This window comes from Pseudomonas sp. SST3, assembly GCF_003325755.1.
This window is the reverse complement of sequence record NZ_QORI02000016.1, coordinates 14,570-40,776: the sequence shown is the minus strand read 5'-3', so window position 1 is coordinate 40,776 and position 26,207 is coordinate 14,570. Positions and strand designations below refer to the sequence as shown.

The 26,207-nt window shown below is 59.6% G+C and carries 24 protein-coding genes and 1 pseudogene; 14 read left to right on the top strand and 11 right to left on the bottom strand.

Annotated elements, in window-relative coordinates; genetic code table 11:
• Nucleotides 1-5 precede the first annotated feature (5 nt).
• The 8 genes and pseudogenes from DQ405_RS16450 (at nt 6) to DQ405_RS16415 (ending at nt 8,213) form a co-directional block, all read left to right on the top strand.
• On the top strand, nt 6-275 hold the full coding sequence (locus DQ405_RS16450) for a VirB3 family type IV secretion system protein (RefSeq protein WP_128118922.1): 270 nt from the start codon (nt 6-8) through the stop codon (nt 273-275).
• Nucleotides 276-291: 16 nt separating this feature from the next.
• Nucleotides 292-2,741: pseudogene (gene trbE / locus DQ405_RS16445) on the top strand (conjugal transfer protein TrbE).
• Nucleotides 2,738-3,469, top strand: coding sequence for a P-type conjugative transfer protein TrbJ (gene trbJ, locus DQ405_RS16440; RefSeq protein WP_128118924.1), 732 nt, complete (start codon nt 2,738-2,740; stop codon nt 3,467-3,469). The pseudogene trbE and the gene trbJ overlap by 4 nt, the downstream one beginning before the upstream one ends.
• Before the next feature lie 309 nt (nt 3,470-3,778).
• A complete protein-coding gene (gene trbL / locus DQ405_RS16435) occupies nt 3,779-4,960 on the top strand; it encodes a P-type conjugative transfer protein TrbL (RefSeq protein ID WP_168425189.1) in 1,182 nt (393 codons plus the stop codon).
• A gap of 13 nt (nt 4,961-4,973) precedes the next feature.
• On the top strand, nt 4,974-5,678 hold the full coding sequence (trbF, locus tag DQ405_RS16430) for a conjugal transfer protein TrbF (RefSeq protein ID WP_128118925.1): 705 nt from the start codon (nt 4,974-4,976) through the stop codon (nt 5,676-5,678).
• Nucleotides 5,675-6,667, top strand: coding sequence for a P-type conjugative transfer protein TrbG (gene trbG / locus DQ405_RS16425; RefSeq protein ID WP_128118926.1), 993 nt, complete (start codon nt 5,675-5,677; stop codon nt 6,665-6,667). The genes trbF and trbG overlap by 4 nt, the downstream gene beginning before the upstream one ends.
• Before the next feature lie 2 nt (nt 6,668-6,669).
• Nucleotides 6,670-7,965 carry a TrbI/VirB10 family protein gene (locus tag DQ405_RS16420; RefSeq protein ID WP_128118927.1) on the top strand — a complete coding sequence of 432 codons (1,296 nt, stop codon included), beginning with the start codon at nt 6,670-6,672 and terminating at the stop codon, nt 7,963-7,965.
• Nucleotides 7,962-8,213: a DUF2274 domain-containing protein gene (locus tag DQ405_RS16415; RefSeq protein ID WP_128118928.1), complete on the top strand. Its 252-nt coding sequence runs from the start codon at nt 7,962-7,964 to the stop codon at nt 8,211-8,213. Before DQ405_RS16420 ends, DQ405_RS16415 begins: the two co-directional genes overlap by 4 nt.
• 255 nt (nt 8,214-8,468) lie before the next feature.
• Here the strand turns inward: DQ405_RS16415 and DQ405_RS16410 are convergent, their stop codons facing one another.
• From DQ405_RS16410 to hemA, 8 genes are all read right to left on the bottom strand, one after another.
• Nucleotides 8,469-9,155, bottom strand: coding sequence for an RES family NAD+ phosphorylase (locus DQ405_RS16410; RefSeq protein ID WP_128118929.1), 687 nt, complete (start codon nt 9,153-9,155; stop codon nt 8,469-8,471).
• Nucleotides 9,155-9,559, bottom strand: a complete 405-nt coding sequence (locus DQ405_RS16405; RefSeq protein WP_128118930.1) for a hypothetical protein — start codon at nt 9,557-9,559, stop codon at nt 9,155-9,157. Before DQ405_RS16405 ends, DQ405_RS16410 begins: the two co-directional genes overlap by 1 nt.
• A gap of 169 nt (nt 9,560-9,728) precedes the next feature.
• Complete coding sequence (locus tag DQ405_RS16400) at nt 9,729-10,670, bottom strand: LysR family transcriptional regulator (protein ID WP_168425188.1); 942 nt, start codon at nt 10,668-10,670, stop codon at nt 9,729-9,731.
• 18 nt (nt 10,671-10,688) lie between these two features.
• Nucleotides 10,689-11,894 carry an MFS transporter gene (locus DQ405_RS16395; RefSeq protein ID WP_128118931.1) on the bottom strand — a complete coding sequence of 402 codons (1,206 nt, stop codon included), beginning with the start codon at nt 11,892-11,894 and terminating at the stop codon, nt 10,689-10,691.
• A gap of 62 nt (nt 11,895-11,956) precedes the next feature.
• Nucleotides 11,957-13,810 (bottom strand): asparagine synthase (glutamine-hydrolyzing), encoded by a 1,854-nt coding sequence (gene asnB / locus DQ405_RS16390; protein ID WP_128118932.1) that lies wholly within the window; start codon nt 13,808-13,810, stop codon nt 11,957-11,959.
• Between the two features lie 23 nt (nt 13,811-13,833).
• A complete protein-coding gene (locus tag DQ405_RS16385) occupies nt 13,834-14,904 on the bottom strand; it encodes a Gfo/Idh/MocA family oxidoreductase (protein WP_128118933.1) in 1,071 nt (356 codons plus the stop codon).
• Nucleotides 14,904-15,404 carry a GNAT family N-acetyltransferase gene (locus tag DQ405_RS16380; RefSeq protein ID WP_128118934.1) on the bottom strand — a complete coding sequence of 167 codons (501 nt, stop codon included), beginning with the start codon at nt 15,402-15,404 and terminating at the stop codon, nt 14,904-14,906. Before DQ405_RS16380 ends, DQ405_RS16385 begins: the two co-directional genes overlap by 1 nt.
• Nucleotides 15,404-16,636 (bottom strand): 5-aminolevulinate synthase, encoded by a 1,233-nt coding sequence (hemA, locus tag DQ405_RS16375; RefSeq protein WP_128118935.1) that lies wholly within the window; start codon nt 16,634-16,636, stop codon nt 15,404-15,406. Before hemA ends, DQ405_RS16380 begins: the two co-directional genes overlap by 1 nt.
• 141 nt (nt 16,637-16,777) lie before the next feature.
• Between hemA and DQ405_RS16370 the strand changes: the two genes are divergently transcribed.
• Entirely contained in the window at nt 16,778-17,656 is an 879-nt protein-coding gene (locus DQ405_RS16370; protein WP_128118936.1) for a helix-turn-helix transcriptional regulator, read from the top strand.
• A gap of 288 nt (nt 17,657-17,944) precedes the next feature.
• Here DQ405_RS16370 and DQ405_RS16365 read toward each other — a convergent pair whose 3' ends face one another.
• Nucleotides 17,945-18,625: a heavy metal response regulator transcription factor gene (locus DQ405_RS16365; RefSeq protein WP_128118937.1), complete on the bottom strand. Its 681-nt coding sequence runs from the start codon at nt 18,623-18,625 to the stop codon at nt 17,945-17,947.
• 441 nt (nt 18,626-19,066) lie between these two features.
• Between DQ405_RS16365 and DQ405_RS16360 the strand changes: the two genes are divergently transcribed.
• Nucleotides 19,067-19,273 carry a co-regulatory protein PtrA N-terminal domain-containing protein gene (locus DQ405_RS16360; RefSeq protein ID WP_128118938.1) on the top strand — a complete coding sequence of 69 codons (207 nt, stop codon included), beginning with the start codon at nt 19,067-19,069 and terminating at the stop codon, nt 19,271-19,273.
• Between the two features lie 523 nt (nt 19,274-19,796).
• On the opposite strand, the gene DQ405_RS16355 is transcribed toward DQ405_RS16360, so the two are convergent.
• Nucleotides 19,797-20,474, bottom strand: a complete 678-nt coding sequence (locus DQ405_RS16355; protein WP_168425187.1) for a DUF305 domain-containing protein — start codon at nt 20,472-20,474, stop codon at nt 19,797-19,799.
• Nucleotides 20,475-20,841: 367 nt separating this feature from the next.
• On the opposite strand from DQ405_RS16355, the gene DQ405_RS16350 reads away from it, so the two are divergent.
• Genes DQ405_RS16350 through DQ405_RS16335 form a run of 4 tightly spaced genes read left to right on the top strand, consistent with a single transcriptional unit; the run spans nt 20,842 to nt 24,897 of the window.
• A complete protein-coding gene (locus DQ405_RS16350; protein WP_128118940.1) occupies nt 20,842-22,758 on the top strand; it encodes a copper resistance system multicopper oxidase in 1,917 nt (638 codons plus the stop codon).
• Between the two features lie 11 nt (nt 22,759-22,769).
• Nucleotides 22,770-23,087 carry a hypothetical protein gene (locus DQ405_RS16345; RefSeq protein WP_128118941.1) on the top strand — a complete coding sequence of 106 codons (318 nt, stop codon included), beginning with the start codon at nt 22,770-22,772 and terminating at the stop codon, nt 23,085-23,087.
• Nucleotides 23,077-24,099: a copper resistance protein B gene (locus DQ405_RS16340; protein ID WP_128118942.1), complete on the top strand. Its 1,023-nt coding sequence runs from the start codon at nt 23,077-23,079 to the stop codon at nt 24,097-24,099. Before DQ405_RS16345 ends, DQ405_RS16340 begins: the two co-directional genes overlap by 11 nt.
• Before the next feature lie 9 nt (nt 24,100-24,108).
• Complete coding sequence (locus tag DQ405_RS16335; protein ID WP_128118943.1) at nt 24,109-24,897, top strand: c-type cytochrome; 789 nt, start codon at nt 24,109-24,111, stop codon at nt 24,895-24,897.
• A 237-nt stretch (nt 24,898-25,134) separates the two neighbouring features.
• Here DQ405_RS16335 and egtD read toward each other — a convergent pair whose 3' ends face one another.
• Nucleotides 25,135-26,100, bottom strand: a complete 966-nt coding sequence (gene egtD, locus DQ405_RS16330) for an L-histidine N(alpha)-methyltransferase (protein ID WP_128118944.1) — start codon at nt 26,098-26,100, stop codon at nt 25,135-25,137.
• Nucleotides 26,101-26,207 lie beyond the last annotated feature (107 nt).

Here is a 26,207-nt window from a genome sequence, read left to right as displayed (position 1 = left end):
GTCGTATGAGCGCCGACGTCGACCTGCCGGGCTTCGAGGTTCCGCTGCACCGATCACTGACCGAGCCGATCCTGCTGGGCGGGGCGCCCCGCACCGTGGCCATTGTCAACGGCACGTTGGGGGCGGCCGTCGGACTGGGCCTGCAACTCTGGCTGCCCGGATTGGTGCTGTGGCTGATGGGCCACGCGTTGGCCGTCTGGGGCGCGCGCGTCGATCCGCAGTTCATGCAGGTGTTTGCCCGACACCTCAAACACAAGCCGCTGCTGGACGTGTGAGGGGGAGGCCGTCGCAATGCTGAATCTCACTGAATACCGCCAGCGCCCAGCGCTGCTCGCCGACTGGCTGCCCTGGGCCGGACTGGTCGCACCTGGCGTCGTACTGAACAAGGACGGTTCGTTTCAGCGCACGGCGCGCTTTCGCGGGCCCGACCTCGACAGCGCGACGCAGGGCGAGCTGGTCGCGACGACGGCGCGGCTGAACAATGCGTTGCGCCGGCTTGGCACTGGCTGGGCGCTCTTCGTGGAAGCCGACCGCTGGCCGGTGGCCGCGTATCCGAGGTCGAACTTCCCCGAGCCGCTGTCCTGGCTGGTTGATGAGGAGCGACGGGCGACCTTCGAGCAAACCGGCAACCACTTTGAGAGCCGCTACCACCTCACGTTGCAGTTCCTGCCACCAGAGGAGTCGCATGCCCGCGCTGCCAAGTTGATCTATGAAAACAGCTCGTCGGCCGGCGTGGACTGGCGCGAGCGCCTCACGGCGTTCATTGCCGAGACCGAGCGGATCCTCGACCTGCTGGCGGGCGTCATGCCGGAGATCGACTGGCTGGATGATGGCGACACGCTGAGCTACCTGCACGGGACCGTCTCGACCCGACGTCATCGCGTCGGCGTCCCGCAAGTCCCGTTTCACCTCGACGTGCTGTTGGCCGACGTGCCGCTGCACGGGGGACTGGCGCCCATGTTGGGCGGTGAGCATCTTCGGGTAGTTACGCTGCGCGGATTCCCGAACTCGACCTGGCCGGGAATTCTGGATGACCTCAACCGGCTGGGCTTTGCCTATCGTTGGAGCTCTCGTTTCCTCTGTCTTGACAAGGACGAAGCGGAGAGCGAGCTGGGTCGCGTGCGCCGCCAGTGGTTCGCCAAGCGCAAAAGCGTGCTGGCGCTGCTGCGCGAGACGTTATTCCAACAGGAAAGCCCGCTGGTTGACACCGACGCCGGCAATAAGGCGACCGACGCAGATGCCGCCCTTCAGGCGCTGGGCAGTGACCAGGTTGCCTTTGGCTACCTGACTGCGACCGTGACGGTGCTCGATGCGGACGCCGACCTGGCCGACGAGAAGCTTCGCAGCGTGGAGCGCGTCATCCAGGGCCGAGGCTTCGTTACCATTGCGGAAAGCCTCAACGCGGTCGAGGCGTGGCTGTCGTCCATCCCGGGCAACGCCTACGCCAACGTGCGCCAGCCCATCGTTTCGACGTTGAACCTGGCACACCTGATGCCTCTGTCCGCCGTCTGGGCCGGGCCGGAGCGCAACGCCCACCTCGACGGCCCGCCGTTGATCGTGACGCGCACCGAGGGGTCCACGCCGTTCAGGTTGGTGACCCATATCGGCGATGTGGGACACACGCTGGTGGTCGGTCCGACCGGCATGGGCAAATCGGTCCTGCTTGCGACGCTGGCGATGCAGTTTCGTCGTTACCCGGGATCGCGCATCTTCGCTTTCGACATGGGGCGCTCGATGCGAGCGACTGTGTTGGGGCTGGGCGGCGAATATTATGACCTGGGCGCCGATGGCGCGATTGCCTTCCAGCCGCTCGCGCGCATGACGAGGAGTGCTGTCGCAGCTGGGCGGCCGAGTGGATCGAGGGGCGTCTGCTTCAGGAAGGTGTGGTTGCCGGTCCTGAGGAAAAGGCTGCGATCTGGTCGGCGCTCGGCAGCCTTGCGGGTGCGCCCGTTGAGCAGCGTACGCTTACCGGCCTGTCGGTGCTGCTGCAGTCGAACGCGCTGCGTCAGGCGTTGGCGCCCTACGTGCTCGGTGGTGCGCACGGCAAGCTGCTCGATGCCGATCTCGACTACCTGAGCATGGCCGATGTGCAGTGCTTCGAGATGGAAGATCTGATGCACAGCAAGGCGGCGGTGCTGGCTGTGCTGGGTTATCTGTTTGCGAGGCTGGAGGAGCGCTTCGATGGCGCGCCGACGCTGTTGATCCTCGACGAGTCCTGGCTGTTCCTCGACGACCCGTTGTTCGCAGCGCGCATTCGCCAGTGGCTCAAGACCCTTCGCAAGAAGAACGTCAGCGTGATTTTCGCCACGCAATCTCTGGCTGACATCAAGGATTCGACCATCGCCCCGGCGATCATCGAGAGCTGCGCGAGCCGTATCTTCCTACCCAACCCGCAGGCCGCCGAGCCGCAGATCCGCGCCATCTACGATAGCTTCGGCCTCAATGCGCGGCAGCTCGAGATCGTCGCCACTGCCCAGCCCAAACGCGACTACTACTACCAATCCCGCGCGGGCAATCGCCTGTTCGACCTCGATCTGGGGCCGGTCGCGCTTGCGTTCGCCGGCGCTTCGACCCCCCAGGACCAGCGCGCCATCGATAGCGCGCTCCACGAGGCCGGTGTGCCGGGCTTCGCCGCGGCCTGGCTGCGTCATCGTGGCCTCGACTGGGCGGCTGAGTTGCTGTCGTCCGCGCCACCCGCAGCGGTTGTCGATTCCGCTGGAGCACAGGAGAACGCCCCATGAGCAAAGGCGTTTGTTTCTCGTCCCTCGCTGCTGCGTGGTGGTTGCTGACCTTTCTGCCGGTATCGGCGATGACGGTAATTGACCCAACCAACCTCGTGCAGAACACACTGACAGCGGTTCGCACGCTGGAGCAGATCAATAACCAGGTCGAGCAGCTGCAGAACGAATCGCAGATGCTCGTTAATCAGGCGCGGAACCTCGCCAGCCTCGATTACGACGTCGTCAATCGGCTACGCGCCTCGCTGGTGAAAAGCGAGCAGCTGATCGCCGAGGCGCAGGGGCTGGCCTTCGACGTACAGAACCTCGATCGTGAGTTTGCGCGGCTGTATCCGGAAAAATACGCAGCCACCGTTAGCGGCGATCAGATGTACCGGGACGCTCAGGAACGTTGGGCCCACACGCTCGGTGGCCTGCATACGGCTATGCGTATACAGGCGCAGGTTTCCCGCAACCTCAACGACGATGAGGGTGCGCTAGCTGACCTGGTGGGGCAGAGCCAGTCGGCCACCGGCGCGCTGCAGGCCATGCAGGCCACCAACCAACTGCTGGCCCTGCAGGCCAAGCAGTCGATCCAGACTCAGCTACTTCAGCTCACTCAGGACCGTGCGGCCTCACTGGAACTAGCCCGCCAGGCGGCAGCAACCGAGCGTGCCCGCGAGGTTCGCCAACGCTTCCTGGGCAAGGGCACGCCGTACACGCCATACCCCGTTCGCTTTTACGGCAACTGACGGAGATCGCCATGCGATGTGTGTTGCTGTTGTGGGCTGGGTTTTTGGTTGGTTGTGATCAACCCCGCAGCGAACGTTTGCCGCAGGAGTCGCTTTGGCCCGAGGCGCAGCGCGCGCGGTGTGTCTCTAGCACCATGACGGCGTGCGCGCCTGCCGAGGCGTATCGGCACCGTTTCTTAGAAGGGAAGGGTGGCCCGGACGAGTTCGGGGCCCTGGAGCTGTTGCCGCCGATTCCGCCGACCTTCGATGCGCCCCTTGATGCCGACCCGGATCGGAGCCACGGGATGCTTTCGCGGCAGAGGGCTGCCCATGAATGACGTCACGGTCATCGACCGTTTCCTCGACACGTTTTCCCGCTACATCGACTCGGGCTTCGGACTGTTGCAAGGAGAAGTCGCCTACCTGACCGCCACGCTAGTGGCCATCGACATGACGATCGCTGGGTTGTACTGGGCGCTCGGTCATGCCACCGGCGGGGGCGAAGACGTTATGGCGAAGCTGATCCGCAAGGTGCTCTATGTCGGCGCCTTCGCCTACATCATTGGCAATTTCAACTGGCTGGCTGGCATCGTCTTCCGGTCCTTTGCCGGACTGGGCGTGACAGCAACCGGCTCGCTGAGCATGGAGAGCTTCCTCCAGCCAGGGCGCTTGGCTAAGGTGGGTATCGACGCCGGTGCGCCGATCCTCAAGCAGATTGGCGACCTGACCGGTTTCCCCGAGGTGTTCGTCAATCTTGAGCCCATCGTCATCCTGTTTCTGGCCTATCTGGTTGTCATCGTCTGCTTCTTCACCTTGGCCGTGCAGCTGTTCATCACATTGATCGAGTTCAAGCTGACCACGCTCGCCGGTTTCGTGCTGGTGCCGTTCGCACTATGGAACAAGACCGCCTTCCTCGCCGAAAAGGTACTCGGCAATGTTGTGTCCTCGGGCGTCAAGGTCCTGGTACTGGCGGTCATCGTCGGCATCGGTACAGGGCTCTTCGCCGAATTCCAGGTGCACCCTGATGAGCCTTCCATCGATCACGCGCTGGTCGTCGTGCTGGCGTCGCTGGCTTTGCTCGCGCTGGGCATTTTCGGGCCGGGCATTGCCACCGGGTTGATCTCCGGCGGCCCGCAGCTCGGGGCTGGGGCCATGGCTGGCGCTGCGCTCGGCACGGCCGGGTTGGCCGCAGGCGTTGGGGCTGCAGCGACCGGTGCTGGCGCTGCAGTTGCGGCCGGTGCGCGTATGGCGTCGAGCGCAAAACTCGCTGCGGGCGCGCGCTCGCTTGGGGGGCTGTTTGCAACAGCAGGCGGAGGTGCAGCTGCCGGCCGCGCGGCCCCGCTGAACAACGCAGCAAACGTCGCCACCGATGCGAAGGCGCAACCCGCATGGGCCAGGCGCCTGCAGCAGCGTCAGCAACTCAGCCATGCCGCTACCACCGTTGCGCACACGCTACGCGGTGGCGACAGCGGCAGTTCAGGCAGTGGGCCTAACCTGCGCGATTCGGATTGATAAGGAGGGAGTCATGCGCTTCAAACGACCACGCGTGCGCTACGCCGAGACGCCACAACCCGCGACCCCGTATCAGGCCGCTGGGCAGGCTTGGGATGAGCGCATTGGCTCGGCTCGTGTGCAGGCGAAGAACTGGCGGCTCATGGCCTTTGGTTGCCTGTTGCTTGCACTGCTGATGGCGTGCGGTTTGGTCTGGCGTTCGGCCCAATCGATCGTCACGCCCTATGTGGTGGAGGTAGACAGCAGTGGCCAGGTGCGGGCGGTCGGCGAGGCCGCCACACCCTACCGGCCAGCCGATGCACAGGTGGCCTATCACCTGGCGCGCTTCGTCACCCTGGTGCGCTCGCTGTCGATCGATCCGATTGTCGTTCGGCAGAACTGGCTCGACGCCTACAACTTCACCACTGACCGCGGTGCAGCCGTGCTCAACGATTACGCACGCACCAACGATCCGTTTGCCCGCGTCGGCAAGGAGTCGGTGACGGTTCAGGTGATCAGCGTGGTGCGCGCAAGCGACGCGTCCTTCAACGTGCGCTGGACGGAGCAGCGCTTCGTCAATGGCGCGCCCGCCGGCACCGAACGCTGGAATGCGGTGATTTCCACTGTCCAGCAAACACCGCGCACCGAACAGCGTCTGCGCAAGAATCCGTTGGGCATCTACGTCAACGGACTGTCTTGGAGTCGCGAACTGGATGCATCTGAAGGAGCCAAGCCATGAGCCTGTCCTGCCGCATAAGTGCCCTGTCCCTCGTCTTGTTTGCTATCGCCGGGTGTGCGACCCAAGACAAGCCGGCGCCGCGCATCTCGCTCGACGAGCCTGTGCAGGCACAACCGCTGCCTGAGCCACCGAAACCAGTAGAGGTAGTTGAAGTCCCGAAACTGCTGCCGCTGCCCGCGCAGATGAAACCTCTACCAGTTGCCGATGACTCCGAGGCCTCGCCGGAGCCGGTCGACGAAAAGGAACGCGTATCGCGCGCGAATCGCGAGGCACGAATGGCGCCTATCCGTGAGGGGTACATCAATGCCATCCAGGTCTGGCCCTACAGCGAAGGCGCGCTGTATCAGATATATGCCGCGCCGGGGCGGGTGACCGCCATTGGGCTGCAGGCTGGTGAGGAACTGGTGACGGTAGCCGCCGGCGACACGGTGCGCTGGATCGTCGGCGATACTTCCAGCGGTGCCGGCGACGCGTTGCGCGTCAGTGTGCTGGTCAAGCCGATACGCTCGGATCTGAAAACCAACCTGGTTATCACGACCAGCCGCCGGACCTACCTGATCGAACTGACCTCCACCGAGAAAGCCTGGATGGCGTCGGTCTCCTGGGATTACCCGAAAGGCCGGATGCTGGCCCTGCAGCGTCAGGCACGGGCCGCACAGGCGAGCGCGCCGGTCGATACCGGCCTTTCGTTGGAACGAATCCGCTTCCGCTATGCGATCAGCGGGAGCAATCCACCTTGGCAGCCGCTGCGTGCCTTTGATGACGGCGAAAAAGTGTACATCCAGTTTCCTGCCGGCATCGCTCAGGGTGAGCTACCGCCCATGTTCGTGATTGGCGCGCAGGGCGATGGGCAACTGGTCAACTACCGCTTCCGCTCGCCGTACTACATCGTCGACCGACTCTTTGGTGCGGCTGAGCTGCGCCTGGGTGCGGATAAGGGCGACGTAGTGCGTATCGAGCGTACAGACGGCCTGACGCGAGGGCACTGAGCATGAGCCAGGAAGATAGTCCCGATTCCTTGGCGCCACAGGTCAACAAGGTCCCGCCGGAAGCAGTGGCGTTGCGCGCTCGGCCACGTCCAGTTAAGCGATTGAGCCGACGAACCCTGGCAGCGCTTGCCGGTGGGCTCGCTGTCGCTGTGCTGGGCGCCACGATCTGGTCGCTGCAGCCACCGGGGCCACGTGGAGGGAACGGTTCGGCCGAGCTTTACAATGTCGACCGTGTTTCTCGCTCCGAGGGGCTCGAGCGGCTGCCAGCAGACTACTCCCAACTGCCGCCGACAACACTGCCGCAGCCTCCCGAGCTGGGACCTCCGCTTCCGGGCGATCTTGGCCCAGCCATCGTGAGGTCGCAGCGGCCGGCGGCATCCAACTACATGCCACCAGGACAGGATCCCGCCGAGGCCGAACGACTGGCGCTGCTGAAAGAGGCGGAGGAGGCGGCTGGCTCGTCGCTGTTTTTTCACACTGGTAGCCAGCGCCCTGCCGCAACTGCAACCGTCTCGGCTGAACGGACCGTGGATTCGTCAACGCTAGCGGACTTTGATCCACAGGTGCCCGCTTCTGACTCGGTAACGGCGCAACCGGCCGATCCGACCGCCGTGCAGAACCGGCAAGAGCAGAAAGAGCAGTTCCAGCAATCTGCCGCCGTGGCCACCCGCAAAACGGGACACCTGCAGCTAGCTGCGTCGCCATATCAGGTCATGGCTGGCACGGTGATCGCCGGCGCGCTGGTGACCGGAATCAAGTCCGACCTTCCGGGCGATGTTATCGGTACCGTGACAGAGCCGGTCTACGACACGGCAACCGGTAATCACCTGCTGATCCCCCAGGGTTCGCGCATCCTCGGTCGCTACAACAGCCAGGTCAGCTACGGGCAGAGCCGCGTGCAGGTGGTGTGGAATCGCATCATCCTGCCGGACATGAGTTCGCTGACGCTGGATAACCTGATCGGCAGTGACCCGGCCGGCTATGCCGGTCTGGAGGACGGGGTGGATTGGCACTGGCATCGCGTCTTCGCCGGCGCTGCGTTGACAACGCTGCTGGGTATTGGCGCCGAGCTGGCCGCACCCGAAAACCGCCAGGACGGCAATCGCGTCATCATTGCCGGTCGTGATGGCCTGCAGGACAGCGTGAATCAAGTTGGGCAGGAGATGACCCGGCGCAATATGAACATCCAACCGACATTGACCGAGCGGCCAGGCTTGCCGGTGCGCATCATCGTTAACCGGGATCTGGTACTGCGACCTTACCAACCCTTGTTCTTTAATAGCGGAGAATCACGATGAGTGCGACGCGCAAACTAAGGCTGGGCCCGCTGCCCAAAACTGAAAGCACCAAGCTGACCTTTCTCTGCCCAGCGGGCCTCAAGGCCGATCTTGATCGCTACGCCTCGATGCATGCGCAGACTTATGGCGAGACGGTAGATGCCGTAACGTTGATTCCGCACATGCTGGAAGTATTCATGGCGGGAGATCGCGCATTTAAAAAACGAGCAGAGAACCGCCCTGGTCGCCATGGCCTTTCCGGGGCTTAGATGGCGGGTTGTTTGCGCGGTGCTGCCGAGCAGATCGTTTTGTGGAATGGCGCGAAAGCGCCCAAGACGAATCGCTCGCAGTTCAGGCCGTCGACGTTCGACCAGTACCGCCCTAACGATGCTTAAACTCGGCAAGTGGCGTGTGTATGGTGCTGGCCAGACAGACATGCCGTAGCTACCGGAGGGAAGGACGGGCCTGAAGCTGGCTTGGAATTACCGGTGCGCCAGCTCATCGACCTTTGCGTGCAGGTGAAGCTAGACCGCGCTAACGGCGCTAACACTGGAGATGCGACCGTTCCAGATCATCTCGTAATGAGCAGTTTGGATAATCGAGACCACAGGTTTTGGGGTCATGAGCGCCCAACAATCGTCGCCCGACTTGCGGACGGAGCGATAACGCAAGCCTGGATTGCCGGCTTCTTTCACCATTCTGCCTAATCGATGGCCGTGCGCATAATCGTCCGGATCGTAGATTGGATCGCTCATTGGAACTGTGGTCGCATCCAATATCCCGACCTCGTCGAACAGGCACGACAGTCCGCGGAAGACGAATCGCTCGTAGCTCAGCCCATCCACGTTCGACCAGTACCGGTCCTGGTGATGCCGCACTTCGGCAAGCGCCGTGTCCATTGTGCCTGCCAAGTACAGCACCCCATAACGACCATCGCTGAAGCGCGACCCTGCTGGGTTCACGTGGGTAAACGGGGCTGTAGCGTAGGAGCAGCCTGGGATACCAAAGGGAATCTCAGCGCGTGGTATCAACTCCAGGCGTCCGGTCTCATTCTGCAGCCTCGGGTTCGTTAATGCCTGCAACTGGTATAGCGTTTCGAATTCGTTGGCGTCCGCCACATCATCGAAGAGGGCAATAGGCGGAAACTTCGAGTTTACTAGCCGGTAGGCTTGCAGCTGGATAGTTGACCGCTCCGGTAGCTGGCCCGGCACTACCACTGTGCGCCTCGTAGGCTATCGATACGCCGAAACGACTCGTACAACGAGATCATGTCTCCTTGCGACATGACCTCCAGCGGAGCACGTCCATTGAAGAATTCGTTGTGGTTGGCCATCGAGGGGAAGCCATACACGTTTTCCGGATTATCGAAAACCAGTCGCAGCGCAGCGTGCATGTTGAGAATGAAGCTGACACGTTGCATCTGGTCCGCATCCAGGCTCACCGACCACGTGTTGTCACGCAACTTGGCCCTGGCGTGCGTGCTGCGAGAGATCCGCAGGATGCGGCAGGCTTGATCGGTGGTCGCTTGCCATTTCTCGAGGACGTTGACCGCCGCCCGCAGTCCGGTCGCGCATTGGTCCTTTGTAAACGCCTGTGCTTGGAGAATCGCTGTCATGGCTGACATAACCTGATTTGTGTCTATGGATGCAAATCTAGCACGTTCTGTATCTGTAGACAAAAATAGGCTTGTTGCATACTGCCTTGCATCAAGGGCAACTGGTGGACGCGTTGTCTGCCTGTATCGCTCGTTCATCTTGCTTCCTTCCGATTCGATTCCATCCACGTCATGGTCGGTTCTCCCGGCTATGTATCAACGGCACCTCAAGCGGATCGTGGTTTTCGAGATTGTCAGGACGGGTGACGCGACTGATGAAGCGCGCGAGTTGCTCCGACGGCTCGACATCACGCCGCACTAGGAAGGTGGTTAGCAAGGTGGGGTTTCCGGCAAGCGGCCGGGTGACCACGTCGGGGTTACTGAGCTCGGTGATTCGCGCCAAGCTGGAAAAACCCAGGCCGTATCCGGCCGCCACCAGCGCCATCATCAGGTCAAGCGTTGGCACGCGCTCTGCGATGATCAGCCTCGTTTCGATAGGTTTGAGCACGGCTTGGAGCTGTTGCCAGAACCCTTCGCACACCCGTGGATCGCAGAGGACTAGCGGATGGCGTGTCACTTCTTCGAGCGGGATCTTGCGGTGTGCCAGGAGTTGATGGCGTGCAGGGAGCGTAACGACTAGTGAGTCGAACCACACCGGTACCGCTAATAGGCCTTCGGTCTGACTCATGGTTTGGGCAAAGCCGACGTCGAACAGGTCCTCCTGAAGGCCTTTCGCCTGCGCTGATGAGGACACCTCGGAAAGGCATATTTCCACATCCGGATCCTCCTCCCTGCACTGGGCGAGTAGGGCGGCCAGCCTCGACTGGGGCACGCCATCCGAGAGGGCGACGCGCAACCGTCCCCGATAGCCGGCCGCTGCCCCCTGAACGCTGGCCCTGGCCTGATCGACTACTGCGAAGATGCGCTGCGCCTCCTCCAGCAGAACCGTGCCTGCCCAGGTGAGGCGCGTGCGACGTGTCGTGCGCTCGAACAGCTGCACGCCCAGCCTGTATTCCAAGTCCTTGATGATTCTTGACAGGGGTGACTGCTCGATATGCAAGCGTGCTGCCGCCCGCGCGAAATGCAATTCTTCTGCAACCGCTACGAAACAGCGAAGATGGCGAAGCTCCAAGGCCGTGCTCCTTATCGCTCAATGGTTGGGTTCAGGTTGGGTGTTGTCGTGCCAGCTCGGTTGGCGCCGCAAATTGATGATCTGAAGCAGGGCACCGACCAACGCCACCGCACCGGCACTAGCGGCAAGGGTCCAAGTGGGCATCTGCAACAGCAGGACGAAACCTCCTGCCGCCGCACCGATGGCGCTGCCCAGATAAAGCGCTGATTCGTTTAGGGCGATCGCGAGATTACCATCGCCCTGCGAGTGTCTAGCCAGGATCAATTCGTTGTTCTGCGGAACCTGCAAGGCCCAGCCGACAGCTCCCCATAAGGCGATGGGCAGCACGACCAACCAAACATTGAGCGCGGCGGTAAAGGGCAGCAAGAACAGAGACGTCGCTAGGATCGTCATGATCGCAAAAACGAGAACCGGCCCCCTTACACGATCCACGACCGGGCCTATGAAAAAGCTACCTAGTACACCGCCGATGCCCCAGACCCAGAGATAGGGGGTCACCGAACGGACTGCGCCATAGGTCGGATCAGCGAGCAGAGGCGCGATAAAGGTGTACATCCCAAGGCTCGCAATTGCCGCCAGAAGAGAAACGAGCAGGATCGTCACGACATGTCCGTCGGTGAGAATTGCGAGCTTTTGGCGCAACGAACTCGCAGGGGCTGCCGGTAAGGCGGGTAGCATGAGCGATAGGCCTGCAAAGGCCAGCAGACCCAGCAGCGTGACCAACCAGAGTGCAGCCTGCCAACCCGTCTGGTCGGCGATCATCAGGCTGAGCGGGACGCCCAACACGACGCCGCTCGCCATGCCCCCCATGATGATCGCGATCGATTTACCGCGTCGCTCTACGGTCGAAAGCGCCGCAGACGCACCTATGCCCATGGCGAGATACACACCTGCACCGATTCCGGCTATGGCACGCCAGATCATCAATGCGTTGAACTCGGTTGCCATGGCGCTTGCCGCATTGGCGATCACGAACAGGCCCAGCGCAATCAAAAGCCCTGTGCGCTGCCGATCGGGTGGCGTCAGCGCCACGAAAATTGGCGATCCAAGACCGTAGGCTAGCGTAAAGGCTGTTACGAGCTGTGCGGCCACAGCTACCGAAACCGAGAACGACGCTTCGATCATGGGAATCAGGCCGGCGGTGACATAGGAGGCCATACCGAGCGCGAACGCGCCCAGGGCTATGAGATAGATGGGAAGTTGGTTCGGGGTGGTGGTGCTCATATCAGTGGCGCTCCACTAGATGTTAGATGCAACGCGGCCCCTGGGGAGCCGCGTCGGATGGGCTAGAGGTCGAGGTGGACGTCTTGCTCAACGAGCCAGGTATTGAGACCCACGGCCAGCTCCATGCCCATGCGGTCGTACATCGCCGATGTCTGGCCGATGGGTCTGTCGAGGGCGTGCTTCACGCGAGCGGTGTCGAGCAGTTGGCGGACCGGGGCGTCGGCGCTGGTCATGATTTCGGCCAGTGACGTGCGCAGTCCTTGCTCGTAAGCCGGATCCTGCGTGGACGGATAGGGGCTCTTGATGCGATCCGAGATCGACTCCGGCAGAAGATCGCGGGTCGCTGCCCGCAGCACGCTCTTCTCACGTCCGTCGAACGCCTTCATTGCCCAGGGGATATTGAAGGCGTACTCGACCAGGCGGTGATCACAGAACGGAACGCGGACCTCCAGGCCAACGGCCATGCTCATCCGGTCCTTGCGATCCAGCAGCGTCTGGACGAAGCGGGTGAGGTTCAGGTAGCTCATCTGGCGCATTCGCCGCTCCACCTGGTTTTCCGTGGAGAGGATGGGTGTCTCGGCGATCGCCTCGCTGTAGCTGTCGCGCAGAAAGCCAGGCATATCCAGTTGGCGAAGCAGGCCGGAGTCGAATAGTGTCTTGCCGTCGAAGTATTTGCCCGTAACCGATGTCAGCCATGGGAAGGTATCGGCGTTTATTGCTGCCGGGTCGTGGAACCAGCGGTAGCCGCCGAAAACCTCGTCGGCGCTTTCGCCAGACAGGGCGACCGTCGAGTGTTTGCGGACCTCCTGGAACAGTCGATAAAGCGAAGGCCACATGTCACCCCAATAGGCAGGCGGCAGATCAAGCGCGTGTATGACCTGGCTGCGCAGCGTTGGATCAACCAGTTCGCGGCTGTCGAGAACGATCTCGTTATGGCTGGAATGTATCCGTTCAACCAGGTTGCGAACGAAGGGGGCGTCGGGTGTGCCGCGCACGGCATCGCTGGTGAAGCCGCTCCCGTGATCGAGGAAGTCGACCGAGAAGGATCGAATGTTGTCCTTGCCGGAATCGAGCAGCTTCTTGGAGGCCAAGGCGGTAATGATCGACGAGTCGAGGCCACCCGACAGCAGGCTGCATAATGGAACGTCGGAGACAATTTGGCGCTCGACAATATCCTCCAGCAGATCGCGGGTATGGCTGACGGTCTGCTCCAGGGAGTGTGGATGCTCTCGTGCTTCGAGCTGCCAGTAACGTCGGCGGGTCAGACCCTGACGATCAATCCTTACCACTTCACCCGGCAGCACCTCGTTCATCCCGTCGAAGATGGCATGACCAGGCGTCTTCACCATCTCGAGAATTTCACGTAGCCCGTCCGCTCGTACCTTGCGGGGGACGAGTCGGTTAGCCAGCAGCGCCTTGGGCTCGGAGCCGAAGATCACACCGTCCGCCGTCCGGTAGTAATACAGTGGCTTGACGCCCATGCGGTCGCGCACGAGCAGCAGGCGCTGGCTGCGCATATCCCACACTGCGAATGCGAACATGCCGTTCAGGTGCTCGACGAAGCTTTCGCCCCACTCGAGATACGCGCGCAGGACGACTTCGGTATCGCTGCGACTTTCGAACCGATGCCCCCTTATCTTTAGCTCCGCTCGAAGCTCCCGAAAGTTGTACACCTCTCCACTATAGGTAATGGCAGCGGCCTCTCGGCCATCGTCCAGCCGGGCCAGCATCGGCTGCTTGCCTCCGTCGATATCGATGATCGACAGCCGCCTGTGTCCGAGGCCGACCGGTCCATCCACCCAGACACCAGCGGCATCCGGGCCCCGCAACCTCATGGTGTCCGTCATGCGCTGCAGCGTGTCTCGTTGCGTCTGCATGTTGAGGCTGTAGGACAGCCATCCTGCGATTCCACACATAATCTTTCTCCTGATGATTTCTGTCAGCCGAGGGCTTCCAGGTCGCTGTCCTCGGCCAGCAAGGCGCGGGTCTCGCCATGGTTGTAGTGAGCCGACGGCGGAGTGAGCGCTTGATGTTCGAGCTCGTTGAGCAACCCTTGGAGCGTGAAGGCCGTCTCGAGGCTGGCGAACGCTTGGCTGGGCGGTCGCTGGTGCATGGCCCACTGCAATACGTCGAGGCATAGTTGAGAAAGCTTGTGCAGCGTCTCCAGGCCGGGGCGGCTGGGCGAAATCGCCAATTCGTGCAGGATGAGCTCCGTCCCATCCGTGTCTCGCATCCAGATTCGCAGGTGATCGTGATCCCATTGCGGGGTGTCGAAGACCAGTCGAGCGTGTATCAACAGGTCGTCTCGATCGACGAAGGAAAAGTCCAGCGTGCGCTGCCGAACAATGTTGACGAAGCTGCTGTAGCCGCTGACAGGCGCATCACCTAGCGTTGCGGTCAGCTGTAGCGTGTCGAGTACGGCATTGCCCGAAATGGAGAAGTCGGACCGAATACCCAGCACGCCACCCAGGCACAACGGACCTGCCGCCGGGCAGATCCAGCTCAACAGATCCAATGCATGGATGGCCTCACTGGTCACACCGCAGGTGGGGCGATAGTCGTTGATGCGGTCTTTGCCCCAATGAAAGCTGGCCCGTACCAGTTGCCAATCATGTCGCGCGACCCACTCACGCAGCGCGCGGCTCGCGTCCGAGTACCGCTCGACCAAATTAAGGGCGAACCCGCTGACATTGGCGAGGGAGGCGTGCACATTCGCCAGATCATCAGTGGGCGTCGTCAGGGGTTTCTCACAAATGACAAAGCCTCGAAACCCAGCCAACTCTTCTAGAACGGCGGCGTGATTGATGTCGTTCACACTGACAATAACGATGTCAGGCATGAAGTCTTGTAGGGCGCCGTCGATACGGTCGAAATATCGCAACGTCGTCTGCTTTGGTCGACGACCGACGTAAGCGAGCGAAACCGGAATTGCGCAGGTAGTCCCAACGTGCTCGAAAGCACGCTGGAAGCGTCGGCCTGCATAGCCGAGCCCAATGATCAGGATCTTCATCACAGCACCTCCTGATGGATCAGCAGGCGTTCGGCGCTTGGCTGGAAGCCCAGAGATTCGTAGAGGCGGGTTGCGCTATCCGTGGTTTGCAGTGCCACTGTGGAAACTTCGCGATTGGCAAACCAACGCAACAGGCTCTGCATGAGTTGTCCGGCGACACCCATCGCTCGCCATTGAGGCGCGATGACGACCGACTGAACCCAGCCCGAACGGCCGTTCGGATTAGCAGCGGTGGGAGCCCTCAGATCGATGATGCCGGTCGCACAACCGATCACTTGCCCCGATTCGCGGTGCTCGGCGGCAAGTACCTTTAGATTGTCATTTGATTGAAGCGTGGTGGTTAGCCAACTACGGTAGGCGGCACGCCATCTTGCTGAGTCCTCCGGTGTCCGGCTCGAGTAGCTGGCAGAGGTGTGGTCGAGCAGATAGGCGCGCAATTCGGTCAAGACCGCTATGTCCGTGTCCGTGGCACTTCGAATGACAAATAACGGCTCGCTCATTACGCCACCTCCGTTGCAAACGCGCACGGGGCCAGCGGTATGGCGAAATGCTCGAAGGTCTCGCGCAGCGAGGCGACGAGGTGCTCGATCTGTTCATGGCTATGATTCGGCGTGGCGTTGACCCGGAAGCGCTCAGTGCCAATAGGAACCGATGGATAGTTGATCGGCTGCAGGTACACGCCATGGACGTGCAGCAGGCGCTGCGCAGCGGCCTTGCAGCGCTCGGCTTCGCCTACGAGAACGGGTAGCACATGGGTCTGCGAGCAGGACATGACAGGGATGTCATGCTGCTTCAGCCGACCGCGCAGCAAAGCCGTATTGCTTTGCAGTCGATCACGCTCGTCGTTGCTTGCTTTGAGGTGTTCGACGCTCGCCAAGCAGCCGGCCGTGATGGCAGGGGGCAGTGAAGTGGTGAAGATGAAACCGGTTGCGAAAGAACGAACTGCGTCGATGATGACTCGGGTCGATGCGATGTAGCCCCCGATAACGCCGATCGCCTTGGCCATCGTGCCCTGGATGATATCAATCTGCTGGGCAAGCCCCAGCTCGGCAGCGATGCCGGCGCCCCGTGGCCCATACATGCCAACGGCATGCACTTCATCGATATAGGTCAGGGCGTTGAACCGCTTGGCGACCTCGACGATTTCCGCGATGGGTGCGATATCGCCGTCCATTGAGTAAATGGACTCGAACACGACGAGCTTCGGTTGGCCGAGCGGGTAGCTCGACAGAATTTCCTCAAGGTGCCCGACGTCGTTATGGCGGAACACTTTGCGCTCGTTGGACGTTGCACGGATACCGTTGACGATCGAGGCGTGGTTCAGCGCGTCGCTGATGACGACGCAATCGGGGATCTGTCGCAACAGGCATTGAAGGGTTGCGTCGTTTGAGCCGAATCCGGTCGGAAACACCAGCGCGGCTTCCTTGCCATGCCAGTCAGCCAGGCTGGTCTCCAATTGCCCATACAGCTCGTGGGAGCCACCTATGTTGCGCGAGCCTCCCGACCCGGCACCGTACGTTTCCAAAGCCAGGTGCATCTGTTCGCGCACCGCCGGGTGCTGGGACATGCCGAGATAGTCATTGCTGCACCAGACGACGACAGGTCCCTGCTGTCGTCCATCGAGTTTCGCCAGCGGATACTGGCCACAGATCCGACTCACGGTGGTGAATGTGCGGTATTGGTTGGAGGACTTCAGCAACTCCAGCTGTTCGCTAAGTAATGATTGGTACATCCGTATAACTCCTGAACGATCGAGTCGCCTCGGTCCGAGCTAGGGCTCGGCGCGGACCTTTGGGACGAGGAGGAGGTATTCTTAGTACCGCTTCGATGGGGATACAATTTGACTGTTTATGCTATTACTGGAGGTAACCGGATGAGTGCACCTCGCAGCTTCGAGCGAAACCGAGCAGAGCTGGCCGATTTTCTGCGCAGTCGTCGCGAGCGGATCACCCCGCAGGAAGTCGGACTACCGGCGGGCGCGCGCCGACGCACTCCGGGCCTACGGCGAGAGGAAGTGGCGGCGCTGGCTGGAGTCGGTTTGTCTTGGTACACATGGTTGGAGCAGGGGCGGGAGATCGGTGTTTCGGCCTCATTCCTTGAAAAGCTGTCCAAAACGTTAAAGCTGGATGCGACCGAGCGGCGCTATCTGTTCCTTCTGGCTCACCAGCGACTCCCACCGGAGCCGGGCAAGACTTGGTGTGCCGTGCCGCCGCTAGTGCACCGCCTGATGGCGGACTTGCCGTTACGTCCGGCTTATGTCCTGAATCTGCGCTGGGACGTGTTGGCCTGGAACGCGGCGGCCGACAAGGTGTTCGGCTTCTCGAGCTTTCCGGTCGAGCGCCGCAACCTGCTCTGGCTGTTATTCACCGCACCGTCGATGCGCGCATTGCTCGACCCTTGGGAGGGCCAGGCGTTACAGATCCTGTCGAGCTTCCGACGGGATTTCGTCAGGGCGCCGCTGGATCCTGAGATCGGGGCGCTGGTCAAGGAGTTGGAAAAGGTGGATACCGACTTCAGAACATGGTGGCGGCAGCAGGACATCCATGGACCCTGCCAGGGCATACGGCACTTCAACGTGGCCGACGTCGGTCCCGTTGTGTTTGATCACACCTCGCTGACAATTGATGTCGATCGAGACCTGCGCCTGGTCTACTACGCCGCCAGGCAAGAGCAGGCGCAAAGCAGGCTTTTCGAACATTGGCTCAGTGCCGAGACCGAACAGGCCAACGTGGATGCTCAGTCTCTCAACTGATGGCGAGGCCTCGTTAGCGGCCAAGCTGCCAGAACACATGGCCGCTCTGGACCTCCGTCGTCACAGGTTGCACAAAAAGAATCATGTAACGACTTAGGGGCGGAGTATTATCCAGAGCTGGCACCCTGACATCAGAGGTGATCCCGGAGCATGCAAGGTGGGTCAACTGCACAATGACATGGTCAAGTGCATAGCGCTCTCGTAGTAAAGTCATCGCCCGGCCAGGTAGCTCTAGCGGATCTGCACCTGGCGAAGCGATGCGTTCCGTCCAGCTCGCCGCGCCTGTCTTCATGGCTCCGGCGCGTCAATCAGATAGCCCATTCCGCGAGCGGTCTGTATCAGCTTGGGCTCGAACTCGTCGTCAATTTTTGCCCTCAGCCGCCGGACGGCGACCTCAATCACATTGGTATCGCTGTCGAAATTCATGTCCCATACCTGGGATGCGATGAGTGATTTGGAGAGGACCTCCCCGCGGCGCCTCAACAATAGCTCAAGAAGGGCGAACTCTTTGGCGGTTAGGTCTATGCGTTTCCCTGAACGCACAACCCGACGCTTCAAAAGGTCCACCTCTAAGTCGAGGAGTTTGAGAACTGTTTGGTTGGGGGCATGGTTGCCACGACGAAGCAACGTGCGAATCCTGGCTAGCAATTCGGAGAACGCAAACGGCTTGATCAGATAATCATCGGCACCCAGCTCCAACCCCTTAACTCGATCCTGAACTCCGTCTCTGGCCGTCAGAAAGAGCACGGGGACGTCACTGCCAGCAGCGCGGACTTTCTGTAGAACCTGCCAGCCATCTAGTCCAGGCATCATTACATCCAGGATCAGCAAGTCGTAGGCTTCACTAAGCGCATGCTGAGCAGCATCCGTCCCGTTCATAACCCGGTCGACAGTAAAGCCCGCTTCGGTGAGTCCCTGTTGTAGGTAAATGCCAGTTTTTGGCTCGTCTTCGGCGACAAGAAGCTTCATCAATAATCCTCTGTCTGAAACAGGGAGCAGTTTGCCGGCTGCCAAAGGGGGCGGCTAGCACCTTACAAAAACGTAACGTTCGCGTCAGCGATCTGACAGCGAGCTACGTTAGCATCAAGAAAGTTATGAAGTTTCCGTTCAGGTTCATTACCTGGTATTTCTGGCTGACCATGCTCCTTTGGCCTATCGGCGCCTTCACGGCGCCATTTTTTTTGGCCGGAGGTTGGCAGAAGCAGTTCTGCTGCCTGACACGATAAACGTCTCACTTGGGTAAGTGCGCTTTTAAATCGTTACTACTTGGACTTCATCGCTGACAAAACTGTAATTTCGCCATCAGCAATCTGACAGGAACGTTCGGTTAGCTTAGACACAAGCCCAGCCGATGGCTCTGCTAATAAAGCTGCGTTGGGTATTCGATGTCTTTCTATGAGGTTGCAAGCAATGAAACTTTTAAGATCCCTATCTGTACTGCTCGTTATCGCAGCAAGCTCGTCCTATGCAATGGCAGAGGGTGGTGGCGACCGTACCTTTGCTCGCATGGAGCAGGCTCGCCAAGAGGCGCTCGCGAGTTATCAGGCTGACCAGAAGGGCAAGGCTCAAGCGGTTGCGTCCAAGGCTGTTTTACAAGAAAAGCACCATAAGTGCTGAAGAGGCAGCGCGTTGAATGGTGGCAATTCGAGGTTGTTGTAGCCGCCACGGTGCTGGTAATCGCAAGGTTATGTAAGAACGTACAGTACCGGTATTCAGTTACGTTAAAACTTGTCTTGTTCGCCTCGCTCATAGGAATGCATAGCAAACGACTCAGGTTAATCTGAAGTAGCCAGGCATTTCTGGCTACTTTCGCCCTCGCTGATTTTTAAGAAGCGGAATCGATCCAACAATGTGGGACTGGGTAGGAGCGAGTGGGAACAATCGGTTTCGTCGGGCGTATCCCTTTCAGTCATGAACAATTCCTTTGCGGCTTTGTTTGCGCTAGCCGGCCTATTTGGTGCCGACGAAGCCCGTCTGCTCTATCGAAAAACTAGGCGGGTGTAGTCGGGGTACTCACCAAATCAGAAACGCTTCTTCAGAGTCTATTTAATGAGCCAGCCGACTAGCGATAGTCTTTTTAACGCAGACTATGCCGGCTCGCTCAATTGAATTACGGCGCTAAGCAGTCAGGACATCCTGATCATCTTCTGGTGATCGGATTATATGGTTGGTAGTCACAAACGTTGAATCGCTCGCACAACTGCGCGCGCATATCATTGATTTGCCTCGTCTGAGTTTGAACGATGCCCTCGCAATAATGCTTGAGCTCTTCATGTTTCAGATCGAACTTGACCCGGCACTCCTGGCTCGGGCCTAGAGCCAAATAATGATGATTGCTGAAGTTTGCCAGAAAAGCCCTATCGAATTGCGCTCCGGGGCTTTCGTACGTAAGCGCTTGGATCGCCCGCTGCCCTGCAGGTGTTACTTGCGGTACATGAGCCACACCGTACCACTCGAGCAGGAATCGTTGAGCCTTCGCTATTTCCTCACGCTGCGAACGGTTTGCCATACGAGCCATTGATTTTATTTCTTCAGCGCTCGCTTTAGCCGGTGTAGCTGCGGTACTAGGGGTGGGGGCGGTTCCTTCCCTTGGATTATTGACCTGCGGATCCCGCTGTACATCTGTTCCGGCAGCTAGTTCGGTCATTCTCAGTGCAGAAAAATGATGGTCGATAATGAATTTCAAATAGGACTGTTCGAAAGGTGCCGTCCTTCCGTTTCCCGGTCCAGCCGCTTGTGTGGGAGCCGAGATAAGAGCACCGGTGAGCAATGCGGTAGCTCCTAAAAAGCCAACACGGCGCAATGAGTAACTAGCCATGGTATTAATTCCTGTAGGGATGTAACGCCGAAGTGATCCTCTGCTCATTTTTTCGCAAAACAGACGCAACGAGCATTGATGCAATCGATTGCTTTTCAGAAATTAAGTTCCTCTTTCGCAATGGGCATTGCTCAGCTCGGTTTCGAGGACCGGAATCCCCTTGTCACATAGGTAAACCAGGTGTCGCTAACAGCGTCTAAGCTTACAGAAATGTAATCGTCGCTTTGCCAGAGATATGCCATCTTTCTGTTTACTAGGTGGGTCGTTTTCTTCGACAGACCGTAAACGAGTAAGCCCAACAAACGCTGTCCACAATCGTTTGCACGATCGTTGTCAGTTTGGCTCCTTAGCTTGATTGGATGCACGCATGCAACATAAAACCTCAAGGCGAACCTTCGTTAAAGGCCTGACAGCCGCTGGCATCATTGGTGGTCTTGGCTTGTGGAGGGCTCCAGTTTGGGCAGTGAGCAGCCCCGGCCAGCCCAGCGTCTTAACCGGCACAGAGTTCGATCTGCTCATTGGCGAGACGCCGGTCAACATCACCGGGGCGGCCCGGACGGCGATGACCATCAACGGGACCATCCCAGGCCCGATTCTACGTTGGCGTGAAGGCGATACCGTCACGCTACGCGTGAGAAACAGGCTGAGCGAAGATACGTCGATTCACTGGCATGGCCTGATATTGCCAGCCAACATGGACGGCGTACCGGGGCTGAGCTTCCAGGGCATTGCGCCCGACGGCATGTACGAATACAAGTTCAAGGTTAAACAGAACGGTACTTATTGGTACCACAGTCATTCGGGACTGCAGGAGCAGGTTGGCGTCTACGGCCCATTGGTCATCGATGCCAAGGAGCCGGAGCCGTTTAGCTATGACCGCGACTATGTCGTGATGCTGACCGATTGGACCGACGAGGATCCCGGTCGTGTTCTATCCAAGCTCAAGAAACAGTCGGATTACTACAACTTCAACAAGCGCACAGTCGGCGACTTCATTAACGACGTAAGCGAGGACGGCTGGGCGGCCACCATCGCGAACCGGAAAATGTGGGCGCAGATGAAGATGAGTCCGACCGACCTCGCGGACGTCAGCGGCTATACGTACACCTACCTAATGAACGGTCAGGCGCCCAACGGGAACTGGACCGGCCTATTCAAGCCAGGCGAAAAGCTTCGACTGCGCTTCATCAACGGTTCGGCCATGAGTTATTTCGATGTCCGCATTCCGGGGCTGAAGATGACAGTGGTCGCAGCGGACGGGCAGTACGTTAAACCAGTCAGCGTCGATGAATTCCGCATTGCCGTCGCCGAAACCTACGATGTGATCGTCGAGCCTGCCACCGAGGAGGCGTACACGATCTTCGCTCAATCCATGGACCGCACTGGCTATGCCCGTGGCACGTTAGCCGTCGCCGCAGGGTTAAGCGCTCCTGTTCCAGAAACCGATCCCCGCCCGCTGATTAGCATGGCTGACATGGGGATGGATCACGGCAGCATGGGTGGCATGGGTGGCATGGACCACGGAGGCGGCACGCAGGGCAGTATGGTCGCGATGGACCATAGCGGTATGGCTGGTATGGATCACGGCGGCGGCACGCAGGGCGGTATGGCCGCGATGGACCATAGCAGCATGTCCGGCATGGACCACAGCAACATGTCCGGCATGGATAGCGGCATGCAGGGGATGGACCATGCCATGGGCAACTCGGGCGATATGGCTGGAATGGATCACTCAGGGATGTCCGGCATGAGCGGAGGCATGCAATCACACCCGGCGTCAGAGACAGGTAACCCGCTGGTCGACATGCAGACCATGACTCCTGCACCCAAGCTGAACGATCCAGGTATTGGTTTGCGTGACAACGGTCGTCGCGTGTTGACCTATGCAGACCTCAAAAGCACATTCCCCGATCCGGATGGGCGAGAGCCCAGCCGAACAATCGAATTACATCTCACCGGACACATGGAGAAATTCTCCTGGTCATTCGACGGCATCGAATTCTCTGATGCTGAGCCGCTACGTCTCAAGTATGGCGAGCGGGTTCGCATCACGTTGGTCAACGACACCATGATGACCCATCCCATTCATCTCCACGGCATGTGGAGTGATCTAGAGGACGAAGATGGAAAGTTCATGGTCCGCAAACACACCATCGACATGCCACCAGGTACGAAGCGCAGCTATCGCGTAACCGCTGATGCGCTTGGCCGCTGGGCCTACCACTGCCACCTACTGCTGCACATGGAAATGGGTATGTTCCGCGAAGTTCGAGTGGATGAGTAAAAGGAAATATTATGAGTACATTTATGAAGCGCAAAACCCTTATCGGCGGTGCCTTGGTGCTTGGTCTGCTGGGCGCAATGCAAACGTCTGTTGCATTCGCAGCGGGCAGCCATGATGAGCACAAGCAACCTTCAACCTCGTCACAGGGCTTAGACAGCAAGTCGGCACCGAAACCACACAATTCTTCTCGCTCGCAAATGAACCACGGCGATATGGATCACGGCTCGATGGATCATGAATCCATGGACCATAGCGGGATGAACCACGACAAGATGAGTCCGGACCCAAAAGCAGCCGACGCTGAGGTGGATTCAAACCATGCGCACTAGACTTTCACGCTTTGCTCTGACGGCATTTGGGCTTTCGCTGAGCGCTATGGCTACGGGAGGCGTCAATGCAGCCGAGATGATGGATCACTCGATGCACCAGACGCCGTCTAATTCATCATCTCAGCCCCCTGCGTCCCAAGACACATCTTCATCTAGCGCTCGTGATGCCGGGGGGCAGATGGATCACTCGGCAATGGGTCATGGTGCGATGGACCACAGCAAAATGAACCATGGCCAAATGGACGCTACGGATCACGCTGCAAGGAAGCATGACGAAACCCTCGAAATGCCTGGCATGATGCACCCTTCGTTCATTCCGATATTGACCGATGCGGATCGGGAAGCCGCTTTTCAGCCTCTCCAGGGGCACACCGTCCATGACAAGTATCTCGCCTCGTTTTTCCTGCTTGATCAATTTGAATACCAGGACGCCGATGAAGGCAGCACGCTAAGTTGGGATGCGTCTGGCTGGATCGGTGGGGATATCGATCGTTTCTGGTTTCGCTCCGAGGGGGAGCGTACCAACGGCGTAACCGAGGATGCCGAGCTGCAGCTGTTATATGGGCATGCGATCGGCCCCTGGTGGGACGTGGTCGCAGGCGTCCGTCAGGATTTCAAGCCCGAGTCACCGCAAACCTGGGCAGCCTTGGGCGTACAAGGAATGGCGCTATATGCCTTCGAAGCTGAGGCTACCGCGTTTATTGGCGAAGGTGGGCAGACGGCAGCGCGCCTGGAGGGTGACTACGACATCCTTCTCACCAATCGGCTAATTCTCCAGCCGACCGCTGAGCTGAACTTCTACGGCAAGAACGATCCGCAGCGCGGCGTTGGCTCCGGCCTTGCTAATGCGGAGGTCGGCTTACGTCTGCGCTACGAAATCGTGCGTGAGTTTGCGCCATACATCGGCGTCACATGGAATCGCTCATTCGGTAACACAGCAGATATGGCTCGTGACGAAGGCGAAGATCGAGAAGAGGCGCGCCTTGTCGCCGGCATTCGGATGTGGTTCTAAAGGAATAAGATGAAAACAATCGTTGCCACCTTGGCTTTAGCGTGCGTTGTCGCTGTGTTTGGCGTAGCGGGAGTTGTCTATTTTGGCTTAATAAATGTCGGTGCAGATGACCCGCATACAGGTCCGGTACATGCGTTTTTAGATACTGCCCGAAATCGTTCAGTTGAAGTCCGTGCTAAAGATATTGAGGTGCCAGACCTCAATAACGAAGCTCAGATTCGAGCCGGGGCTGGTAACTACGACTCGATGTGCGTTGGATGCCATCTGTCGCCAGGATCAGCCCAAACCGAGCTGAGCGAGGGCCTCTATCCGGCACCGCCGAACCTGGCTAAAGCTGGAATTTACGATAACCCCGCTAAGACATTCTGGATCATTAAGCACGGAATCAAGGCGACGGGCATGCCTGCCTGGGGCAAAAGTATGGACGATCAGTACATCTGGGGAATGGTAGCTTTTCTTAAGCAGCTTCCAAACCTAAATGCCGGGCAGTACCGCGATATGGTTGCAGCCAGTGGTGGCCACCAGCATGGCGGTGGCGAGACCGATGTCGGAAACCATCATGGTGACAGCCAGGCAGAAGATGGCGGGGATCATCATGGTAGTTCTGGCGCCGACCACCACGGTTCTGCCAGCCCTATGGACCATACCGATAGTGGTACACATGCCGAAGGAAATTCAACGGAGCAAAGCGGAACCGATCACCACGCCTCCGGAAGTGAGAGTGACCATCACGCTCCGGCGGTTACGCCGACGAGCCACACTCACGCAGATGGCAAACAACATGTGCATGAGGATTGACTCCGTATTGACTGCGGCTGTCTTCAGCTTAATGCGGAGAGACGAGTTCTGAGATAACTGTTAAAGGTTGGAGCCAGGCAGCTGCGTTCTGTCGAGATGGCTTATGCCCTAGCAGGTGCCGTATCCGCATAACCGCTCTTCTTGCCCTGAGCAAACGGGGCGAGTCCACCGGCCGCTGCGTCGGATGTGTGTGCTCATTGGTCCGCGCCGGTGGGTAATCAGCGTAGCGGACGGACCTCAGGCCGTGCGCTTGAGGTAGTGCACGCTGAACAGCCGCTGCGGGTCAGTCCACTGCCGGACACTGTCGAAGCGCGCCGAGCGTGCCAGCGCGGCGAAGGATTCGAGGCTGTACTTGTAAGAATTCTCGGTGTGCAGGGTCTCGCCGGCCTTGAACTGGAAACGCCGGCCTTCGATGGTCACGGTCTGCGCCTCGCGGCTGACCAGGTGCATCTCGATGCGAGACTGCGCGGCGTTGAAGATCACCTTATGGGTGAAATGCGCCGGGTCGATGTCGCTGTCCAGCTCGTAGCGGATGCGTTCGAGCAGGTTTAGGTTGAACGCCGCGGTGACGCCAGCCGCATCGTTGTACGCCGCTTCCAACACCGCCTTGTCCTTGACCAGGTCGACGCCGACCAGCAGGCCGCCACCGACCGGCAGCAGGCTGTGCAGGCGGCGTAAAAACTGCTGCGCCTGGGCCGGGGTGAAGTTGCCGATGCTGGAGCCAGGGAAAAAGGCTAACGGACAGCGACTGTCGAGCCCCTTAGGCAGGTACAGTTGATCGCAGAAGTCAGCGCACAGCGCATGGACATCCAGCCAGGGATAGTCGGCCGCTAGGCGCTGGGTGCTGCTGCGCAGGAAGTCATCTGAAATGTCGATCCCTAGATAGCTCGTCGGACGCATGGCTTCGAGCAGCAAACGAACCTTACGGCTGGCGCCACTGCCGAACTCGATCAGGTCTGCGTCCGGTCCGGCAATCTCCGCGATCTCGGAGGCAGCCTGGGCCAGGATCGCTATTTCGGTCCGCGTGGGATAGTACTCGGGCTGCTCAGTGATCTGCTCAAACAGCTCCGAGCCGCGGCGATCATAGAAGAATTTCGGCGAGGCCCATTTCGGCGTGGCGGCGAAGCCTCTCAGCGTTTCATCACGAAGGGAAGTCGTGTTGGTTTGCGAAAGCTGGTCGTGGAAGCGAATAGCAAGGGCCATCGGGTACTCCTTGGCAAAGCACGGGCAGGCGCTGGTTGTTGGGTCTTCTGGTGACGTTACAACCGACTGCCCGGCCCGTGAAGAAGTTCGTGGCAGCGGGACGGACG

Bases quoted from the DNA above. Each gene is read 5' to 3' on its own strand.
- asnB (WP_128118932.1), bottom strand. From the start codon at position 13,810: ATGTGTGGAATCGCAGGATGGCTGTCCTACAGCCTCAACATGCAGACG.
- DQ405_RS16340 (WP_128118942.1), top strand. From the start codon at position 23,077: ATGCGCACTAGACTTTCACGCTTTGCTCTGACGGCATTTGGGCTTTCG.
- DQ405_RS16395 (WP_128118931.1), bottom strand. From the start codon at position 11,894: ATGAGCACCACCACCCCGAACCAACTTCCCATCTATCTCATAGCCCTG.
- DQ405_RS16420 (WP_128118927.1), top strand. From the start codon at position 6,670: ATGAGCCAGGAAGATAGTCCCGATTCCTTGGCGCCACAGGTCAACAAG.
- DQ405_RS16360 (WP_128118938.1), top strand. From the start codon at position 19,067: ATGAAACTTTTAAGATCCCTATCTGTACTGCTCGTTATCGCAGCAAGC.
- DQ405_RS16370 (WP_128118936.1), top strand. From the start codon at position 16,778: ATGAGTGCACCTCGCAGCTTCGAGCGAAACCGAGCAGAGCTGGCCGAT.
- hemA (WP_128118935.1), bottom strand. From the start codon at position 16,636: ATGTACCAATCATTACTTAGCGAACAGCTGGAGTTGCTGAAGTCCTCC.
- DQ405_RS16365 (WP_128118937.1), bottom strand. From the start codon at position 18,625: ATGAAGCTTCTTGTCGCCGAAGACGAGCCAAAAACTGGCATTTACCTA.
- DQ405_RS16355 (WP_168425187.1), bottom strand. From the start codon at position 20,474: ATGGCTAGTTACTCATTGCGCCGTGTTGGCTTTTTAGGAGCTACCGCA.
- DQ405_RS16380 (WP_128118934.1), bottom strand. From the start codon at position 15,404: ATGAGCGAGCCGTTATTTGTCATTCGAAGTGCCACGGACACGGACATA.
- DQ405_RS16415 (WP_128118928.1), top strand. From the start codon at position 7,962: ATGAGTGCGACGCGCAAACTAAGGCTGGGCCCGCTGCCCAAAACTGAA.
- egtD (WP_128118944.1), bottom strand. From the start codon at position 26,100: ATGGCCCTTGCTATTCGCTTCCACGACCAGCTTTCGCAAACCAACACG.
- trbF (WP_128118925.1), top strand. From the start codon at position 4,974: ATGCGCTTCAAACGACCACGCGTGCGCTACGCCGAGACGCCACAACCC.
- trbJ (WP_128118924.1), top strand. From the start codon at position 2,738: ATGAGCAAAGGCGTTTGTTTCTCGTCCCTCGCTGCTGCGTGGTGGTTG.
- DQ405_RS16345 (WP_128118941.1), top strand. From the start codon at position 22,770: ATGAGTACATTTATGAAGCGCAAAACCCTTATCGGCGGTGCCTTGGTG.
- DQ405_RS16405 (WP_128118930.1), bottom strand. From the start codon at position 9,559: ATGACAGCGATTCTCCAAGCACAGGCGTTTACAAAGGACCAATGCGCG.
- trbL (WP_168425189.1), top strand. From the start codon at position 3,779: ATGAATGACGTCACGGTCATCGACCGTTTCCTCGACACGTTTTCCCGC.
- DQ405_RS16385 (WP_128118933.1), bottom strand. From the start codon at position 14,904: ATGAAGATCCTGATCATTGGGCTCGGCTATGCAGGCCGACGCTTCCAG.
- DQ405_RS16350 (WP_128118940.1), top strand. From the start codon at position 20,842: ATGCAACATAAAACCTCAAGGCGAACCTTCGTTAAAGGCCTGACAGCC.
- DQ405_RS16335 (WP_128118943.1), top strand. From the start codon at position 24,109: ATGAAAACAATCGTTGCCACCTTGGCTTTAGCGTGCGTTGTCGCTGTG.
- trbG (WP_128118926.1), top strand. From the start codon at position 5,675: ATGAGCCTGTCCTGCCGCATAAGTGCCCTGTCCCTCGTCTTGTTTGCT.
- DQ405_RS16450 (WP_128118922.1), top strand. From the start codon at position 6: ATGAGCGCCGACGTCGACCTGCCGGGCTTCGAGGTTCCGCTGCACCGA.